At 33.2% G+C, this 17,110-nt stretch carries 16 protein-coding genes; 4 read left to right on the forward strand and 12 right to left on the reverse strand.

Going from position 1 to position 17,110, the window contains the following annotated elements; all coding sequences use genetic code 11:
* Window positions 1–186: 186 nt before the first annotated feature.
* Window positions 187–3,045, forward strand: a complete 2,859-nt coding sequence (gene gcvP / locus LO744_RS08085; RefSeq protein ID WP_230668583.1) for an aminomethyl-transferring glycine dehydrogenase — start codon at window positions 187–189, stop codon at window positions 3,043–3,045.
* Between the two features lie 311 nt (window positions 3,046–3,356).
* Window positions 3,357–4,262: an IS1595 family transposase gene (locus LO744_RS08090; RefSeq protein WP_230666864.1), complete on the forward strand. Its 906-nt coding sequence runs from the start codon at window positions 3,357–3,359 to the stop codon at window positions 4,260–4,262.
* Here LO744_RS08090 and LO744_RS08095 read toward each other — a convergent pair.
* Window positions 4,194–4,634: a hypothetical protein gene (locus LO744_RS08095; protein ID WP_230668584.1), complete on the reverse strand. Its 441-nt coding sequence runs from the start codon at window positions 4,632–4,634 to the stop codon at window positions 4,194–4,196. The two genes, LO744_RS08090 and LO744_RS08095, sit on opposite strands and share 69 nt — an antisense overlap.
* A 166-nt stretch (window positions 4,635–4,800) precedes the next feature.
* Here LO744_RS08095 and LO744_RS08100 point away from each other — a divergent pair, with 166 nt between their 5' ends.
* On the forward strand, window positions 4,801–6,153 hold the full coding sequence (locus LO744_RS08100) for an IS5 family transposase (protein WP_230668532.1): 1,353 nt from the start codon (window positions 4,801–4,803) through the stop codon (window positions 6,151–6,153).
* On the opposite strand, the gene LO744_RS08105 is transcribed toward LO744_RS08100, so the two are convergent.
* From LO744_RS08105 to LO744_RS08125, 5 genes are all read right to left on the reverse strand, one after another.
* A complete protein-coding gene (locus tag LO744_RS08105) occupies window positions 6,100–6,639 on the reverse strand; it encodes a hypothetical protein (protein ID WP_230668585.1) in 540 nt (179 codons plus the stop codon). The genes LO744_RS08100 and LO744_RS08105 overlap by 54 nt on opposite strands.
* A gap of 179 nt (window positions 6,640–6,818) precedes the next feature.
* The gene (locus LO744_RS08110) at window positions 6,819–7,481 is read right to left on the reverse strand and encodes a peptidoglycan-binding domain-containing protein (protein ID WP_230668586.1); all 663 of its coding nucleotides are present in this window, start codon (window positions 7,479–7,481) and stop codon (window positions 6,819–6,821) included.
* A 58-nt stretch (window positions 7,482–7,539) separates the two neighbouring features.
* Entirely contained in the window at window positions 7,540–7,971 is a 432-nt protein-coding gene (locus LO744_RS08115) for an SLATT domain-containing protein (RefSeq protein ID WP_230668587.1), read from the reverse strand.
* A complete protein-coding gene (locus LO744_RS08120; protein ID WP_230668588.1) occupies window positions 7,961–8,743 on the reverse strand; it encodes a hypothetical protein in 783 nt (260 codons plus the stop codon). The genes LO744_RS08115 and LO744_RS08120 overlap by 11 nt, the downstream gene beginning before the upstream one ends.
* A 78-nt stretch (window positions 8,744–8,821) precedes the next feature.
* Window positions 8,822–9,598, reverse strand: coding sequence for a LuxR C-terminal-related transcriptional regulator (locus LO744_RS08125; RefSeq protein ID WP_230668589.1), 777 nt, complete (start codon window positions 9,596–9,598; stop codon window positions 8,822–8,824).
* Window positions 9,599–10,431: 833 nt separating this feature from the next.
* On the opposite strand from LO744_RS08125, the gene LO744_RS08130 reads away from it, so the two are divergent.
* Entirely contained in the window at window positions 10,432–12,027 is a 1,596-nt protein-coding gene (locus LO744_RS08130) for a T9SS type A sorting domain-containing protein (RefSeq protein WP_230668590.1), read from the forward strand.
* 508 nt (window positions 12,028–12,535) lie between these two features.
* Here LO744_RS08130 and LO744_RS08135 read toward each other — a convergent pair.
* From LO744_RS08135 to LO744_RS08160, 6 genes are all read right to left on the reverse strand, one after another.
* Window positions 12,536–12,760: a hypothetical protein gene (locus LO744_RS08135; RefSeq protein WP_230668591.1), complete on the reverse strand. Its 225-nt coding sequence runs from the start codon at window positions 12,758–12,760 to the stop codon at window positions 12,536–12,538.
* Between the two features lie 179 nt (window positions 12,761–12,939).
* The gene (locus LO744_RS08140) at window positions 12,940–13,329 is read right to left on the reverse strand and encodes a hypothetical protein (protein ID WP_230668592.1); all 390 of its coding nucleotides are present in this window, start codon (window positions 13,327–13,329) and stop codon (window positions 12,940–12,942) included.
* Between the two features lie 310 nt (window positions 13,330–13,639).
* The gene (gene lipB / locus LO744_RS08145) at window positions 13,640–14,371 is read right to left on the reverse strand and encodes a lipoyl(octanoyl) transferase LipB (RefSeq protein ID WP_230668593.1); all 732 of its coding nucleotides are present in this window, start codon (window positions 14,369–14,371) and stop codon (window positions 13,640–13,642) included.
* Between the two features lie 31 nt (window positions 14,372–14,402).
* The gene (trpA, locus tag LO744_RS08150) at window positions 14,403–15,158 is read right to left on the reverse strand and encodes a tryptophan synthase subunit alpha (RefSeq protein ID WP_230668594.1); all 756 of its coding nucleotides are present in this window, start codon (window positions 15,156–15,158) and stop codon (window positions 14,403–14,405) included.
* Window positions 15,159–15,442: 284 nt separating this feature from the next.
* Window positions 15,443–16,630 (reverse strand): tryptophan synthase subunit beta, encoded by a 1,188-nt coding sequence (gene trpB / locus LO744_RS08155; RefSeq protein ID WP_230668595.1) that lies wholly within the window; start codon window positions 16,628–16,630, stop codon window positions 15,443–15,445.
* The gene (locus tag LO744_RS08160) at window positions 16,623–17,096 is read right to left on the reverse strand and encodes an OsmC family protein (protein WP_230668596.1); all 474 of its coding nucleotides are present in this window, start codon (window positions 17,094–17,096) and stop codon (window positions 16,623–16,625) included. The genes trpB and LO744_RS08160 overlap by 8 nt, the downstream gene beginning before the upstream one ends.
* Window positions 17,097–17,110 lie beyond the last annotated feature (14 nt).

Here is a 17,110-nt window from a genome sequence, read left to right on the forward strand (position 1 = left end):
CTGTATTCGCTGACTAGCAAGTAGTTTGAAGTAATTTTAAACGTTCAAATTTTAATTTTTGCTTTAAAATATATAACCAAAACAAGTTGTAAGAACATTTAATATCAACTTAACATAAGTTGCGCAATCGGCTAAAAAATCGTAATTTTACGAATCTTTTTTTACAAACAAAATCTAATATAAAAAATGAATACAGAACAGTTTGTGAGCCGTCACATTTCCGTAAATGAAGCCGATAAACAGGCAATGTTGGAAAAAGTTGGCGTTTCAAGTATCGAAGAGTTAATTTCTCAAACCATTCCAGCATCAATCCGTTTAGAAAATGATCTGAACATCTCGGAGGCACTTTCGGAGTATCAAATGCTAAATCATTCGAAAGAATTGGCATCTAAGAACACAGATTATACAAGCTATATCGGTTTTGGATATCACAATACGCTTTTACCTTCGGCGATTCAGAGAAATATCTTTGAAAACCCAAGTTGGTATACCGCTTATACGCCTTATCAAGCTGAAATTGCGCAGGGAAGATTAGAAGCTTTATTAAATTATCAAACTGTAGTTTGCGATTTAACAGGTTTTGGCTTGGCAAACGCATCTTTGTTGGATGAGTCTACAGCAGCTGCAGAAGCAATGCACATGTTCTTTAATAACAGAACAAAAGATCAGAAAAAAGCAGGAGCAAACAAGTTCTTTATTTCTGATTTGGTATTGCCACAAACCGTTTCTGTTCTTAAAACAAAAGCTGAAGGTTTAGAAATTGAAATCGTAATCGGTGACCACAAAACGCATGAGTTTGACGGTTCTTATTACGGAGTTTTATTACAATATCCTGGTAAAAACGGAATCGTTTTAGACTATACAGAAGATATCGTAGAGTACAAAAAATTAGATTTACAGGTTGTCTTAGCTTGTGATCCTATGGCTTTGGTTAAATTGAAATCTCCTGCATCAATGGGTGCTGACTGTGCCGTTGGTACTTCTCAGAGATTCGGTATTCCATTGGGTTATGGTGGTCCTCACGCAGCATTTTTCTCTTGTAAAGAAGATTACAAAAGAGATATCCCAGGAAGAATCATTGGTGTTTCTCAGGATATGTACGGAAAACGTGCATTGAGAATGGCTTTGCAGACGAGAGAGCAACATATTAAGAGAGAAAGAGCAACTTCAAATATTTGTACTGCTCAGGTTCTTTTGGCTGTAATGGCTGGAATGTACGCTGTTTATCACGGTCCTAAAGGATTAAACTATATCGCTGATCAGATTCACTTTAAAGCAAATGCATTAAAAGGTGGTTTGAAAGCTCTAGGATATCAGACTGCAGAAGAGCCAATCTTCGACACCGTGAAAATTGTAATGGCTGAAGAGGAGAAAGCAAGATTAAACAGATTGATGCTTGATCATAATTTAAACCTTAACTATTTCACAGAAGGAGTTGTAAGTATTGCCATCAACGAAAGTACAACGCTAGAAAAACTAAATGTTTTGATGGCTTCTTTTGCTCAGTTTAAAGATAAGCAAACTTTCAAATTAGAAATTAAAGAAGGATACAGTATTCCTGAAGAAAATCTTAGAAAAGATGAGATTTTAACAGAATCAGTATTCAACAAATATCATACAGAGACCGAATTGATGCGTTACATCAAGCGTCTTGAAAGAAAAGATTTATCATTAACGCATTCAATGATTTCTCTTGGATCTTGTACAATGAAATTGAACGCTGCGACTCAGATGTTGCCACTTTCGTGGGCAGATTGGGGAAGTGTTCACCCATTTGTACCGGTAAACCAAGCTGGAGGTTATCAGGAAATGATTCATGAACTGGAAAAAGATTTAGCTGAAATTACAGGTTTTGCAGGAACTTCTCTTCAGCCCAATTCAGGAGCTCAGGGAGAATATGCAGGATTGATGGTGATCAGAGAATATCATATCTCAAGAGGTGAAGGTCACAGAAATGTAGTATTGATTCCTCAGTCTGCACACGGAACAAACCCTGCTTCTGCAGCAATGGCAGGAATGAAGATTGTTGTTGTTAAAAACCTTGAAAATGGAGAAATTGATTTCGAAGATTTGAAAGCTAAAACAGAGCAGCATTCTACAAACCTTTCTTGTGTAATGATCACCTATCCGTCAACTTACGGATTCTTTGATGCCAACATTATCGAAATTACAAACTTAATCCACCAACATGGCGGACAAGTTTATATGGATGGTGCCAACATGAATGCTCAGGTAGGATATACAAGCCCAGGAAACATTGGCGCAGACGTTTGTCACCTTAATCTTCACAAAACTTTCGCAATTCCTCACGGAGGTGGAGGTCCTGGAGTTGGTCCAATCTGTGTCGCTAAACACTTGGTTCCTTTCTTACCAACGAATGCAAACATTAATGTAGGTTCTAGTGAAGCTATTGCAGGGATTTCTGCTGCACCTTACGGATCAGGATTAATCTTAAATATTTCTTACGCTTACATCAAAATGTTGGGAACTTCAGGTTTGAAAAAAGCTACAGAACACGCAATTTTAAATGCAAATTATTTAAAAGAGATCTTAGCTGAACATTTCCCAATTTTATATTCAAACGAAAACGGAAAAGTAGCACACGAATGTATCGTAGACTTCCGTCAATTCAAATCTTTAGGAATTGAAGTGGCTGATGTTGCAAAGAGATTGATGGATTATGGTTTCCATGCTCCAACAGTATCTTTCCCGGTTGCAGGAACATTGATGATTGAGCCTACAGAATCTGAAAGTAAATCTGAAATCGACCGTTTTGCTGAAGCTTTAATTGCTATCAAACAAGAAATCGATGAGATTGCAAATGGAGAAGCTGATCAAACAAACAACGTATTGAAAAATGCTCCTCACACTGAGCAATTGGTTATTTCTGATTCTTGGGATAAACCATACAGCAGAGAGAAAGCAGCTTATCCGCTAGAGTGGGTAAGAGATCACAAATTCTTTGCTTCAGTTTCTAGAGTTGATGAAGCTTACGGAGACAGAAACTTAGTTTGTACTTGTGAGCCAATTGAAGCTTATATGTAATTAAAAGTTTTTTAAAAATAGAACTCCCTTTCAGTGATGAGAGGGAGTTTTTGTTTAGTTGTGGAGGTATGATTTATTTTGAACATCCAACTTCTTCCAAATAGTTATCGTAAGTAAATTCACCTGAACCCGAAGCTTCACTAATATATTCCTCACTAGATACTCCTTCGTTTATTTTTTTTTGATTTTCAGAATTTAAATCTCTTAAATATTTATTTGTAAATATGAATTTTCCATTTTCATATTTGATTTTTATGTATATCCGTAATTGTCCATAATTTCGTATATTTACCTATAGTTTAATAAGTTAGATGGATATATTTAGTTTTACAGCTCATTTTGGTACTGAGGAAGATTGCAAAATTCATTTTAAAGAGCAGAGAGATAAAATTGGGGTTGTTTGTAAATGCGGTCACAATGAGCATTTCTGGATTAAAAGTATCTGGAGCTACGAATGCAAAAAGTGTCGTAAAAGGATTTCCTTGAAGAGCGGTACGATTATGCAGAACTCAAATCTTTCTTTTTTAGTTTGGTACAAAACCATGTTTCTGATGAGCGTTACCAAGAAAGGTTTTTCGTCTAAAGAAATCCAGAAACAATTAGGATTAAAGCGTTATGAGCCAGTTTGGGCAATGGTTCATAAACTAAGAAAAGCCATGGGAACCCGCGATGAAAGATATACTTTGGAAGGGATGATAGAGTTTGATGAAGGATATTTCACGGTAGAATCCAGCGAGATTGAACAAGAAAAAGGAGTTCGAGGCAGAGGTGCAGCAGGCAAACAAAACGTTGCTGTGATGGCTGAATCTACCCCTTTGGAGAATCTTGAAACTGGAGAAAAATCTAGTTCTTGTAGGTATTTTAAGGCTAAAGTTTTAGAAACGCATCTTTCCTTAGAAATTAATGAAACCATTAAAGAATGTATCGATAATGAAAGTATTGTTTTCACTGATAAAAGCACATCTTACGTAGATATTTCTGATTTTGTTGAGCTTCATATTACAGAAAAATCGGACAAAGAAACTACGGAAGAGATTTTAAAATGGGTTCATATTACCATCAGCAATGCGAAGCGAAATTTATTGGGAAATTATCATAAAATCAAAAGAAAGTACTTACAACTATACTTAAATGAATTTATCTACAAACTAAACCGAAGATATTTTGGAGACCAACTCTTCGAAAGGCTCATTATTGCTAACATTACGGCAGTATGATGAAAAACGGATATACATATTGATTTTTAATGTTTTAATATCTTCCAAACTCTCTTCAGAATTTTCTTCAGTATGAGAATATAATACCGGGTGTTTTTGTGCCGCCCAATATATAAAGCTATTGCTTTTTGTGAATTTATTGTTTTTAAAGAAAACGATATATCTTTCTACTAATTTCTTTTTAGAATCAAAGCCTTCTACAAAGTAAATTTCTTTTATATTGCAGTTTTTTATATTTTTTATTACTTGTTTTTTATAGCTGGTTGATTTTTTGAAATTATGCTTAATGTATGAGTCTACATTAGTGATTGAATTTTGACCAAATAAAAATATGGCAAAAAGTAAAAGTATTATTGTTGTTATTTTTTTCATTTTTAGTAATTTATAATGATTTTGATAAGTTGTAATAAGTATTAATTAGTCATGCCTTAAAATGTATTTAATTTATTGTATTTCAATATTTTAATTAAACAAAACACATAAGCTCTATCTTCTAAATTGCCAAAAAGTTGTATTTTAGAGTATAGAAAGCGGCAATATGTTAGGCAAAACAAAACAAGATTTACAACAGGATTTATTTAAAACCAGACTCACGGAACTCATTAATATGGAGCATCCACTTGTGCAATTAGCCCATGAGCTTGATTGGGATCATTTGGAACAAGAGTTTGAAAAATTCTTTTCAACCCACGGAAGACCCTCTGTTGCCATTCGAAAAATTGCCGGTTTATTACTTTTGAAAGAACTGTTTAAAGAAAGCGATGAATCCGTTGTGGAAAGATGGATAGAGAACGCCTATTGGCAATATTTCACGGGAGAAACCTTTTTTCAAACCGCACAACCATTTGATCCAAGCCAGTTCGTTCATTTCAGAAAAAGGATAGGAGAAAGAGGTCTGGAATATTTGTTGAGTCAAAGCGTAAAGCTTCATCCGAGAGCAAAATTTGAAAAAGAAGTTCAAATAGACACGACGGTTCAGGAGAAAAACATCACTTTTCCCACGGATGCAAAACTGGCAAAAAAAGTGATTGACAATTGCGTGAAAATAGCTAAAAAAGAAGGTATTCCCCAGAGGCAAACCTACAAAAGAGTGAGCAAACAATTGCTGAGAGATGCGTATTTTGGTCATCATCCGCGACGAAAAAAGAAAGCATTGATGTCACGGAAAAAGCTTCGGACTTTGGGAAAAAGACTACTTCGTGAATTGGAGAGAAAATTACCGGAAACTATTTTAGAAAACTACAAACTGGAGTTTGAAAAGTATCAAAAAGTTTTGACCCAAGAGCGAACTACGAAAGATAAGATTTACAGTTTGCACGAGCCCCAAACTTCGTGTATTGCAAAAGGGAAATCGGGGAAGGCTTATGAATTTGGGTCAAAAGTAGCGATTGTGAGAGGAAGAAAAACGGGTGTTATCACTTCCATAAAAAGATTTTCAGGGAATCCACATGACAGCAAAACTTTAGAAGAATCTCTAGCCCAAAGCCAAAGGGTTCGAGAATTAATTGGCGGAACAAGACCTGAAATAGCGAGTACAGATCGAGGTTTTCGAGGAGTAAAAGAAATAGAGGGAACTGAAATTTTAATTCCACAAAATAAAAAAGCAAGCACCAAATATGGGCAAGAAGTTGCCAGAAAAAGATTCCGAGCGAGAGCAGCCATTGAACCTTGTATCTCTCATTTAAAAAGAAGCCATTCTTTAGGTTTAAACTTTCTAAAAGGAGTTATAGGAGATATCCATAATGCTATTTTAGCGGGGATAGGATACAACTTAAAGCTTCGATTAAATCAGATCAAAGCCCAAATTATTTTTTGCTTTCAAATAATATTCAACTTTTCAAAAAAAAAAAAAGCCACTATTTTTGTTGAAACTAAAATAGTGGCTTTTTAAGGAATGACTAATTAGTTCCCCATAATACTTTCCTGTTGAAATATTTTTATGTCCTTGCTTGAAATCTCCATCCATGTTTACAGATCCTCTATTATATGCAATAGCTGTAAATACTTTTTCTGTGCTATTTAATATAGTTTTGTTTTTAAGTCTAGGTGTTCTTTGTTGAGCAGCGATTAACTCTTGGAGTAACAGATTTAAACATTTTTCAAAATTTCTCCATTCTTTTTTTAGAAAATAATTGGGATTAGTTTTAAAATGTTGTAAATCATACTGGAATATCCCATATCCTCTACAGAATTTATTTGGATTTTTATCATAAAGTTGTTTATATGTAGAGTCCCATTTGCCAACATTTTTTAGTGCTTCACGAGCAATTAAAAACATTTCATTACCTTGGGGATAAGAAAGTAATTCTGTTTTTGTTTTAGGGAATGCATTTCTATTTGGGCTATCGAGCGTATCTCCTGTACAACAAAGTAGCAATTCGTCTAAACTTGTTTTACCAATTATTTTACTCCAAATATAGCCGGTTTCCTGATATGCTATTGCTGCTAATAAATCTAAATCGAATGGTGTACCTTGTAATTTATCTTGAATAATTGTACCAAATGTATTTTTGAACCATAATAAAACTTTTTCAAGATTTGTATAAGCTTTTACTTTTAAAAGTGATAAGGTACCCCGTCCACAACAATTCCTTTTGTTCTTTGAAAATTAGTCACGGCTTGTGCAATTTCAGTATTGTATTCATCTGTAATTTCACCATGAAACAAATTTAATTTTTGTAGATTTTCTTTTGTTTCTTTTACGATTTTATTTTTCATGACAGGAGAGCTGACATAAAAATTAAAGGGTGGGTTTTGATAGTCAAAAATAAAATCATTATTAATATCATATTGAACATTGTTGATTAATAAACCATACTCCCATTTTCGACCAATTATTTTACTTTTACAAACACCATCATTTTTACTTTTTGCTTCTATGGTACCTCCATTACCATCACTAAATACAATATGCCCAATATCTATATTTTTGAATCCCGGAGACCTAAGAAGAATAGCTCCATAAGTTTGAGCAGCTTCACTAATACTAATTTCTGTGCAATGTGTTTTAATATCCTTTTCCCAATAACCTGTATATGATTCTTTTCCCCTTATTCCAATTTTGAAATTAGTTGTTTGAAATACTACCCAACTAATAAATTCTGCACAATCCCAAGGTCCTTTATAATTAGGATTATCAAAGGGAACATTCGCTCCAAACTCATATTTTTCACCAACGTGTTGGTTTGCAATATTTAATAATTCTTTTCCAGTTGCCATATCATTAGTTTTTTTTATATTACTTTTTATAATTCTGTTTTCCCAGATTACTTTTAGTTTATTTAGATTTAGCCTCAATCCATACTTTATTTAATTTATAAAGAATATTCTGATATTGTTGTTTAAATAATTCAATCGTGTTTTCATCAATTTGGTAATTTTGTTTTTCTCTGAAATTAATTTCAAATTTTAATTTATATATTTCCATCAAGGCATTATTATATGCTATCCACATTCCTTTATTATCAAAAAAGGTATTGTAAGCACTTATTACTGTTATGCATCCGGAAATAATAAGGGCAATAATTCTTAGTCTGTCTTCTATTTTTTCTAAATTTAATCCTAAAACGATTGTTGAAGTTGCAGCTAAAACTGTTATACTTAAATAAGTACAAAATGCAATTCGTCTATAATATAATCTGCTGCTATTGATTCGGGTTATTCTACGATCTATTTGTTCTTTAAGAAATTTTAGCTGTTCAGATTCCATCCTTTTTCTCTTTTAATAATTCAAAAACAATTTTCATCATTTCTATCTGTATATCTTTATGCTCATTCTGAGCTTCAATATTTATATATGGAATTTTATTTTCTTTACAATACACGGATAATGATCCATCATCAGTTGGTTTATCTGTTTCTAATGCAACATTTTTGTTTAGATTCTTTAACTTATCAAAATCTTCTTGCTCTGTTACTACAAAATAATCATCAGGATCTACTCCTTTCGCACTAAATACATCTTTTGCATTTACTCCTTTTTTGTAATTAATGATTGATGCAGTTCCATTATTTCCTCCATAACCATCCATATTGTTATGCACTGCAATAATGTATTTGTTTTTATTTTTTGTGGAAAATTCTTTTAATAAATCTTTACCAAATTTTTCTAAACCAATTTTAAATTCTTTAGGATATTTAGAATTAAATGTTCTATTAATTCCTTCAGTAGAAAAAACTCTATTGGGATCGAATTCATAAATTTGATCTTTCAATCCGAAAATTAAATTTCTTTTACCATTTCCTACTTGGCTTACTTCAAGGAGACTGAAGCTTACCTCTTTCGGCAAACTGTGAAAGGCTTCTATAGCTGTATTTTCGTCATCATGTAATGATAATAATGTAGCTATCGCAATAGGGTTTTCTGTGTATATGATGTTACATGATTTTGTTCCGAGTGGCAATGTGAATGGTTCATTATGGTTTAAATTACATATAAATACTGCCGGTATAAAAAGTAATCTAATGAATTGTGTCTTCATGATTTATAGTTTTATCTATACAAAGCTATACCACATACTATACAAAAAAAATAGCTATTAATAGCTATTTTTTAATTTCTAAATCCATCCTTCTTTTATCGATTTGCTGAGTAATTCTAGTGGAGTGTGCACTTCAGCCTTGCAAAGAATGTTTTTCCGATGATTATTTACCGTATTCAGGCTTATAAATAATTCTTCAGCGATTGTTTTGCTGTTTTTGCCTTCTACAATGCATTTCAGAATTTCTTTTTCTCTTTTGGTAAATAGATCAAACGATTTGGTGAGGGGTTCGGTAATCTCTACATTATAGTAAGAGGGCTCATCATCAAAGCCAATAATAGAAAAACATGGGATGCCTGATTTTTTAATATGCGTGATATCTGTATGTAAAACTAGGCTTCTGTAATAGTTGTTTTCATCAAATTCTATGGCAACAATCTGATGGAGTAGGCGTATATAGTTTTGGTTTTTATTCCGTATTCTGTAATCGTGCTGAAATTTGTAGCTGCCTCTTTTTTCTAATGGTAACTTATCAAAAAAATCGGTCAACTTATTTTCGAAATTCAAAAAATAAGGTTTGTCATCTGGATGAATCTGATCCAGAAAAAAAGAAGCATTTATTTCGCTAGGTTCATATCCAAGAACATCTTTAATATTGGGGCTGATGAATTCTAATTCCATCTCGCATATATTAAAAATCATATAGTAATGGCGACCGGTTTGAAAAATGTTTAATAATCTCTTATGAAGTTCTAATGTTAACTCCAAATCTTTCACGTAAGGTGTATCAGTTTTAATAACTTTACCCCAAACTTCTGTAGCAGCTTGATACAAAGATGATTTTGATTTTTTCATGATAATATTAGTTTTTCACCAAGTATATCTATAGAAAATCAGCAATCTTTATGGTAGTAAACTATTTTTAATGATTTATAGCTTCTGTCAATATTTGATTGAATAAAATTCTATAAATAATGTAAGGCATTGTGTTCTTGTTTTGAACAAATATAAAGCTTATTTTAACTGAATCTTTTTTATAATCAATTATTTTCTGATTATTGGGATAAAACACACGTTATATAGGACTTAGCTTGTTATTTACAGCAAGTGATAGATCACAAATTCTTTACTTCGGTTTCTAGAGTTGATGAAGCTTACGGAAATAGAAACTTAGTTTGTACTTGTGAGCAGATTTAAGCTTATATGTAATTGAGTTTTTTAGATATAATGAATCCCTTTCAGAGATTAATCTGACTAAACCCATTGTATATTTTAAATCTTTGTCTTTAGAAAATAAGTGAAACTGCTTCGTTTGTCTTTATTTCAGTTTTCTTATTGAACTCTTTGTAATAGATATAGAAATTCTCGAAATGAGAAAACCGCTCAAATGAAAAAGAATTGTAATAGTGATGAAGTCCGAGATTAACATTCTTGCTTTACTTTTTAGTTTATTACTCAAAAAGAAATCCTTCGATAATTTTTCAAAAAAAATCATCATTTAATGAATAAATATCCAATATTTTATAAAAATAAGTAATGAAATCATTTTATTTAATTGGTTGTTTTTCAGTTGTTTAACAATGTTTTTATTGGTTTTTTTGAAAATTATATTTTGAAAATTATTAATTAAGCTAACTTTAACAATAAAATATTACCTTGGTATCTTTAAATTTTACAAACAAAAAACGATGAAATTCAATTACAAAAAAACAATACCTGTATGTGTAGGTATTCTTTTTTCAGGACTAAGTTATGCACAAGCTCCAGCCATAGAATGGCAAAAATCTTTAGGAGGAACAGGTGATGAATACGCAAGTTCCATTATTCAAACTGCTGATGGCGGTTTTATGGTTGCCGGAACTTCTAATTCAAATAATGGAGATGTAACAGGAAATCATGGAAATCAGGATTACTGGCTAACAAAACTAAATCCAGCAGGAAATCTTTCATGGCAAAAATCTTTTGGGGGAACAGCAAGTGACTTTGCAACTTCTATTATTCAAACTGCTGACGATGGATATGTGGTTGCTGGAAGTACTAATTCAAACAATGGAGATGTAACAGGAAATCACGGAAATTCAGATGGCTGGATCTTAAAAATAAATTCTGATGCCGGAGTTGTTTTTTGGAAAAAAACTTTGGGCGGAACAGATTATGAAGTTATCAGTGAAATTATTCCTACGACAGATGGCGGATATATATTTGCAGGAAACTCTTCTTCAAATAATGGTGATGTACCGGGAAATAATGGCTATGTGGATTACTGGATTGTAAAAGTAAATTCTGATGGGGATGTTCAATGGAAAAAAAACTTTGGCGGAACAGGAGACGACAGAGCATCTTCTATTGTTCAAACTAGTGATGGGGGATATGTAGTAGCAGGATATGCAGAAAACAATAATGGTGATGTAACAGGAAATCATGGGGGGAAAGATTATTGGATTTTAAAATTAAATACTGATGGGGGCGTTATTTATTGGAAGAAATCGTTCGGAGGAGTGTATCAAGAATTACCGGCATCTATTATAAAAACTTCAGATGGAGGCTTTATTTTAGCGGGTTCGACGAATTCTAATGATGGCGATGTATCAGGAAATCATGGAATTGATGATTATTGGATCGTAAAAGTAAATTCAACGGGAGATCTTCAATGGCAAAAAGCTTTAGGAGGAAGTTCAGCAGATCAGGGGTCTTCTATTATTCAAACTGCCGATGGAGGATATTTAGTTGTAGGAAGTTCTGCTTCTAATGACGGACAGGTAACAGGACATCATCCTTCTTCAGGCGGTGTCGGAGAAGGTCCTTTTTCTTATGATTGTTGGGCCGTAAAATTAAATTCCGCAGGAAGTATTCAATGGAATAAAAGTCTGGGTGGGTCAGGTAGTGATCATGGTAACTCTGTTATTCAAACTACGGATGGCGGTTACGTTATTGCAGGAAGTTCAAATTCAAACAATGGCGATGTGACAGGAAATCATGGAGGAGAGGATGTTTGGATCGTGAAACTTGCTCCGGATAATTTGGCCACTAATGAAATTGCAAAAGATGTTACAACAGTTAATGTTTTCCCTAATCCGGCAAAAGACAATGTTACTTTAAAACTTGATTATTTTACACCGTCTATGGAGGTCACAATTACTGATATGGTAGGGAGAACCATTCAAACTCAGAAATTAGAAGGACTGACAACAAAAATAAATACCGACAACCTTAAAAAAGGAACCTATTTTCTTAATTTAACTGGAGGTAGAGAAAATGTAAGCAAAAAATTTATTAAAGAATAATTTACTTTTTATCAATGTCTGAAAAAAACCTGTCTCGTGCAGGTTTTTTTGTTAATTATTAATCAGAATAACAACATCAGAATATTACCCTAAAATTAATCTTTATGAAGTATTATCGTATTAGCTCTTGTGTTATCAGAAGAATCTTTAATTTCTATTCTAAAATGATTTTCCAATTTGTAAATAAACACAGAATTGCCACCATATCCTGTAGATTGGCTAATTATTAATTGTTCGATACCATTATATTTTTCATATACATTTGTTTCAAAGTATAACTTACAGTATTTCCTTTAATTTTATTAACTGTGTAATCAGTAGAAATTTTCTCTAGCTTTTAAAATCCAAAACTCCTCACTTTTTCTCTAATGATTTCCAGATTATTAATTTTTTTAAATATAATAAATCCCTTTCAGTGATGAGAGGGATTTTATTTATGGTGAAGAAATTATTTATATTAAGATAAATTTGAAGTCTCGAGAATTTACAGACAAAAAACTTGTAATGCTTATTGCTTACTTTCGCTTGTTTTCTCTAGCTTTCGTTTTTTCAGATACTCGGTTGTATTACCGTTCCAATAACATTTTATGCATCTTTTATTTTCAAAAACGTGAGTGCAATTTTCGTAATTATACAGTATATGTGAACATTCAGGACAAAGATTAGACATTTTGGATGTCGTAGAAAAATATTCGCTTTGGCATTCTTCACATTTTCTAATTTCATTTTTCATTCTTAATATTTAGCATCAATGGAGGTGAATAATTCTTTATTCTCATAAAAGTGGTGTGTATCAAAATAATTGCTAAGGTATCTATTTTATTAATCTCAAACTGAAAATTTGATTTATTAAAACTTCTCATAACTTTTTGGCTATCATCTTTTTCTTTTTGGTCACTTTATTTTTTTCTATTAATAGTAAATCTCGATGGAGCGGGTTCGTCGGGATTGGTGGGCGTCTATGGAGTGGATGCTCTTTTGCCTTGTAATTTTCGATTGTGGATTTTTGCTTCTTCCTTCCGATGCACTTGAAGCCTGTATCACATTGATGAATCTTGTTGTCATCGTTTTAATGCCGCTGAAAGCTTCCTGTCTTTCACTTACTTTTCCATTGTAAACTGTGTTTTTAGATAAAACATCCGCCAAAGTAAAGTCAGCAGATTCTTTTAATACGGTGAGTGCAGGTAATTGTAAGTTGGGATTTGAGGGATTGTACGAAGTGCCGTAGCCAATTACAAATTCGATTAAGGTCTGAAGGTTTGCAATGTTTTTTGCATGACCCGTTTCTGTGGTTGATGCCATAAGTCATTTGTGTTTAAATTGTTAGTGTAACAAATGTAGATTTTTTTTGGATGTGGATGAAGGGTTAGGATTGAGTTTTTTTAATGGGAAAACCTCGCTTGGGTGCGAGGTTTGTTTAAAATTATTTTTGTTGCTTATGGATTTTTTAGAGTACGAGCGAGATGTTGGTACTAGCGGGACGCATAGTTAATGTTAATTTATAGAAATCAAAAATATATTTTCTAAAATTAGATCTATGAATTTAAATCAGAATAAAATGAAAAAAATCTGCTCCCAAAAGAAACAGATTTTATATTATTAAAGTATTTAATTAAGCTTTCACTACCAACTCAGCTTCAAAAACATCTGCAAAATGCTTTCTGATTTTAGCTTTAATATCTTCCATTTCTTCAGGAGTAAGGTCTCTTTCAAGCTCTCTTTTCAGAGATGTCACCTGTTTGTCTTTAATACCGCAAGGAATAATATATTCAAAGTAACGCATATCAGTATTAATGTTTAAGGCAAAACCGTGCAAAGTAACCCAACGGGAAGCTTTTACGCCCATGGCGCAGATTTTTCTCGCGTAAGGTTTTCCCACATCCAGCCAAACTCCGGTTTCTCCGGGAGAACGCTCACCATTTAATCCGTATTCGGCAATAGTTCTGATAATCACTTCCTCAAGATTTCTCATGTATTTGTGAATGTCTGTGAAGAAATTTTCTAAATCTAAAACCGGATAACCTACGATTTGTCCGTAACCGTGATAGGTAATATCTCCGCCACGATTTACTTTTACAAAAGTGGCATCTATCTCTTTTAATTTATCGATTCCGGCAAGCATATTTTCTTCATGACCGCTTTTACCGAGTGTATAAACGTGAGGATGTTCTACCAAAAGAAAATGATTGGGCGTTGTAAGATGTTGCTCCGCAGGGAGATCTCTGTTTTTAACTTTAATATCAATAATATCTTTCATCAGTTTTTCCTGATAATCCCAAGAAGGTTGATATTCTTTGATACCTAAATCTTCAAATTCTACGACTTTATTCTGATGTGTATTCATACTTTTTGTTAACGAACAAATTTAGTGATTTTTAATTTTTTATAGAATTAATAAAATCTATGGCTTTTATTCTCCAATCTTTATCGTTGAGCAAGATGTTAACGAAGGCGGTGCCGATGATTCCACCGTCTGCTTTTTGGGTAACATTTTCAAAATCTTCTTTAGATTTAATTCCAAAACCTATCATTACAGGATTTTTCAGTGGGAGAGAGGCTACTCTGGAAAGGTAGTCTTCGTTTTTTAAAACAGCATTTTCGTTTCCTGTTGTGGATGAGGAGCTTACAGCATACAAAAAGCCTGAACTTAATGAATCCAAATATAACATTCTCTCATCTGAAGTTTCAGGAGTTACCAAAAACGTAAAATTCAAATTATATTTTTTTAAAATTTGCTGATAGTTTTTTTCAAATTCAATCGGTGGTAAATCAGGAATAATTAAACCTGAAACTCCACTTTCCGAACATGCTGCGCAAAATTTTTCAAATCCGAAACTCAATACCGGATTGATATATCCCATTAAAATAATTGGAATTGTTATTTCATTTTTAACAGATTTCAACTGAGAAAGCAAAGTTGAAATGGTCATTCCGTTGTTCAAAGCCAGTTCATGAGCTTTTTGAATGACTGGTCCATCTGCAACAGGGTCAGAATAAGGCATTCCGATTTCCATCATATCGGCTCCGGAATCTTGAATAAGTTTTATAATTTCAGCCGTATTTTCCAATTGCGGAATTCCTGCGGTGAAGTAGATGTTGAGGAGTTTAGGTTGGATATTATTTTGAGACATATGTTTCTTTTTATATTGGTTTGATAGGATTTTATCCTATCCTTTGTTAAGCCGTCCTTTCAGGATTTTTTTGAAAAATTTTATAATTGTTGACGAAATTGCGACCCACTTCGACAAGCTCAGCATAAACTCTTTGAGCGGAACTCCTTTTTTATTTTTTGTCCCTCGACTCAGCTCAGGATGACAAAAAATAAAAAAGAGTGGGAGCCCTTCGATAAGCTCAGGATAAACTACAGACGGAATTTGTCGCCATAAAAATTAATTTATCATTGATAATTAACCATTTATAATTTAGAAAGATACGTTTCCATATCCTTATCACCACGACCAGAAAGACAAATGACAACAATATCAGTTTCGTTAAATTTCTTTTTATCTAAAACCGCCAAAGCATGAGCGCTTTCCAAAGCTGGAATAATTCCTTCCAGTTTAGTTAAATCAAAGGCAGACTGTAAGGCTTCATCATCATTAATGCTAAAAAATTCAGCACGGTTTTCTTTAAATAAATGCGCATGAAAAGGCCCAATTCCAGGGTAATCTAAACCTGCAGAAATAGAATGTGGCTCAATAACCTGTCCGTCTTCAGTTTGCATAACCAAACTTTTGCTGCCGTGTAAAACACCCAAAGTTCCGAGAAAAGTCGTTGCAGCAGATTTTCCGGAATCTATGCCAAAACCTCCTGCTTCTGCGGCAATAATTTTCACATTTTCTTCTTCTACAAAATGATAGAAAGTTCCTGCAGCATTACTTCCACCGCCTACACATGCGATGACATAATCAGGAGTTGAACGCCCGATTTGTTCGTTAAGTTGCTCTTTAATTTCTTTAGAAATTACCGACTGAAATCTTGCCACCAAATCAGGAAACGGATGCGGACCAACCACACTTCCAATAACGTAATGAGTGGTTGTAGAATTATTAATCCAGTCTCGTAAAGCTTCATTCACTGCATCTTTCAAAGTTTTTGAACCAGAAGTTGCAGGAATAACGGTTGCTCCCAACATTTTCATTCTTGCCACATTCGGAGCTTGTCTTGCAATGTCGATTTCGCCCATGTAAACGATACATTCTAAACCAAGCAAAGCACAAGCTGTTGCGGTTGCTACACCGTGTTGTCCGGCTCCGGTTTCGGCAATGATTCTGTGTTTTCCCAAACGTTTTGTCAATAAAACTTGCCCCAAAGCATTGTTAATTTTATGTGCTCCGGTATGGTTGAGGTCTTCTCTTTTTAAATAAATATTCGTTTTATATTTTTTACTTAAATTTTTCGCTAAATACAGCGGAGTAGCACGACCTACATAGTTTTTCAGCAAATCTTGATACTCATTCTGAAATTCTTCAGATTCAATAATTTGCAGATAGTTTTTTTGCAATTCTTCTACATTCGGAAACAGCATTTCGGGAATAAAAGCACCACCGAATTCTCCGTAATAGCCTTGTTCATCTGGATTTTTATAATTTGTTTTAATCATTTTTATACTTGATTTCGGGTTGATGTTTTACTTTAAAATTTAATGAGTTGGCAATGAAACAATATTCATTTGCATTTTGATGAAGTTCGATTGCTTTTTCGACCATATCTTTTTCCGAAACCAAAATTTGGGGTTTTAGGATGATTTCTGTAAATTTTCCACTTCCGTTTTCGCTTTCTATCATTGTTCCTTCAGCAAAATCAAGATACTCCAAAACTAAAATTTTATTGACCGAACAAAAATGTAAATACCACAAAAGATGACAAGAAGAAACAGAAGCTAGCAACAAATCTTCAGGATTATGAAGCGCCGGATTCCCTAAAAACGCAGGGTCAGAAGAACCTTCGATTTCTGCTTTTCCATCCACCGAAATGATATAGCTTCTTTCATAGGAACGGTAATTTTTTGTGGACTCACCGGTATTTCCTGTCCATTCTATTTTTGATTTGTATTGATGATTTTTCATTTTTCATTTTTTTA

This window comes from Chryseobacterium turcicum (genome assembly GCF_021010565.1).
GTDB lineage: Bacteria > Bacteroidota > Bacteroidia > Flavobacteriales > Weeksellaceae > Chryseobacterium > Chryseobacterium turcicum.

Coding starts and splice junctions, on each gene's coding strand:
- LO744_RS08135 (WP_230668591.1), bottom strand. CDS start 12,760: ATGAAAAATGAAATTAGAAAATGTGAAGAATGCCAAAGCGAATATTTT.
- LO744_RS08090 (WP_230666864.1), top strand. CDS start 3,357: ATGGATATATTTAGTTTTACAGCTCATTTTGGTACTGAGGAAGATTGC.
- lipB (WP_230668593.1), bottom strand. CDS start 14,371: ATGAATACACATCAGAATAAAGTCGTAGAATTTGAAGATTTAGGTATC.
- LO744_RS08160 (WP_230668596.1), bottom strand. CDS start 17,096: ATGAAAAATCATCAATACAAATCAAAAATAGAATGGACAGGAAATACC.
- LO744_RS08140 (WP_230668592.1), bottom strand. CDS start 13,329: ATGGCATCAACCACAGAAACGGGTCATGCAAAAAACATTGCAAACCTT.
- LO744_RS08130 (WP_230668590.1), top strand. CDS start 10,432: ATGAAATTCAATTACAAAAAAACAATACCTGTATGTGTAGGTATTCTT.
- LO744_RS08115 (WP_230668587.1), bottom strand. CDS start 7,971: ATGGAATCTGAACAGCTAAAATTTCTTAAAGAACAAATAGATCGTAGA.
- trpB (WP_230668595.1), bottom strand. CDS start 16,630: ATGATTAAAACAAATTATAAAAATCCAGATGAACAAGGCTATTACGGA.
- trpA (WP_230668594.1), bottom strand. CDS start 15,158: ATGTCTCAAAATAATATCCAACCTAAACTCCTCAACATCTACTTCACC.
- LO744_RS08110 (WP_230668586.1), bottom strand. CDS start 7,481: ATGGCAACTGGAAAAGAATTATTAAATATTGCAAACCAACACGTTGGT.
- gcvP (WP_230668583.1), top strand. CDS start 187: ATGAATACAGAACAGTTTGTGAGCCGTCACATTTCCGTAAATGAAGCC.
- LO744_RS08100 (WP_230668532.1), top strand. CDS start 4,801: ATGTTAGGCAAAACAAAACAAGATTTACAACAGGATTTATTTAAAACC.
- LO744_RS08120 (WP_230668588.1), bottom strand. CDS start 8,743: ATGAAGACACAATTCATTAGATTACTTTTTATACCGGCAGTATTTATA.
- LO744_RS08125 (WP_230668589.1), bottom strand. CDS start 9,598: ATGAAAAAATCAAAATCATCTTTGTATCAAGCTGCTACAGAAGTTTGG.
- LO744_RS08095 (WP_230668584.1), bottom strand. CDS start 4,634: ATGAAAAAAATAACAACAATAATACTTTTACTTTTTGCCATATTTTTA.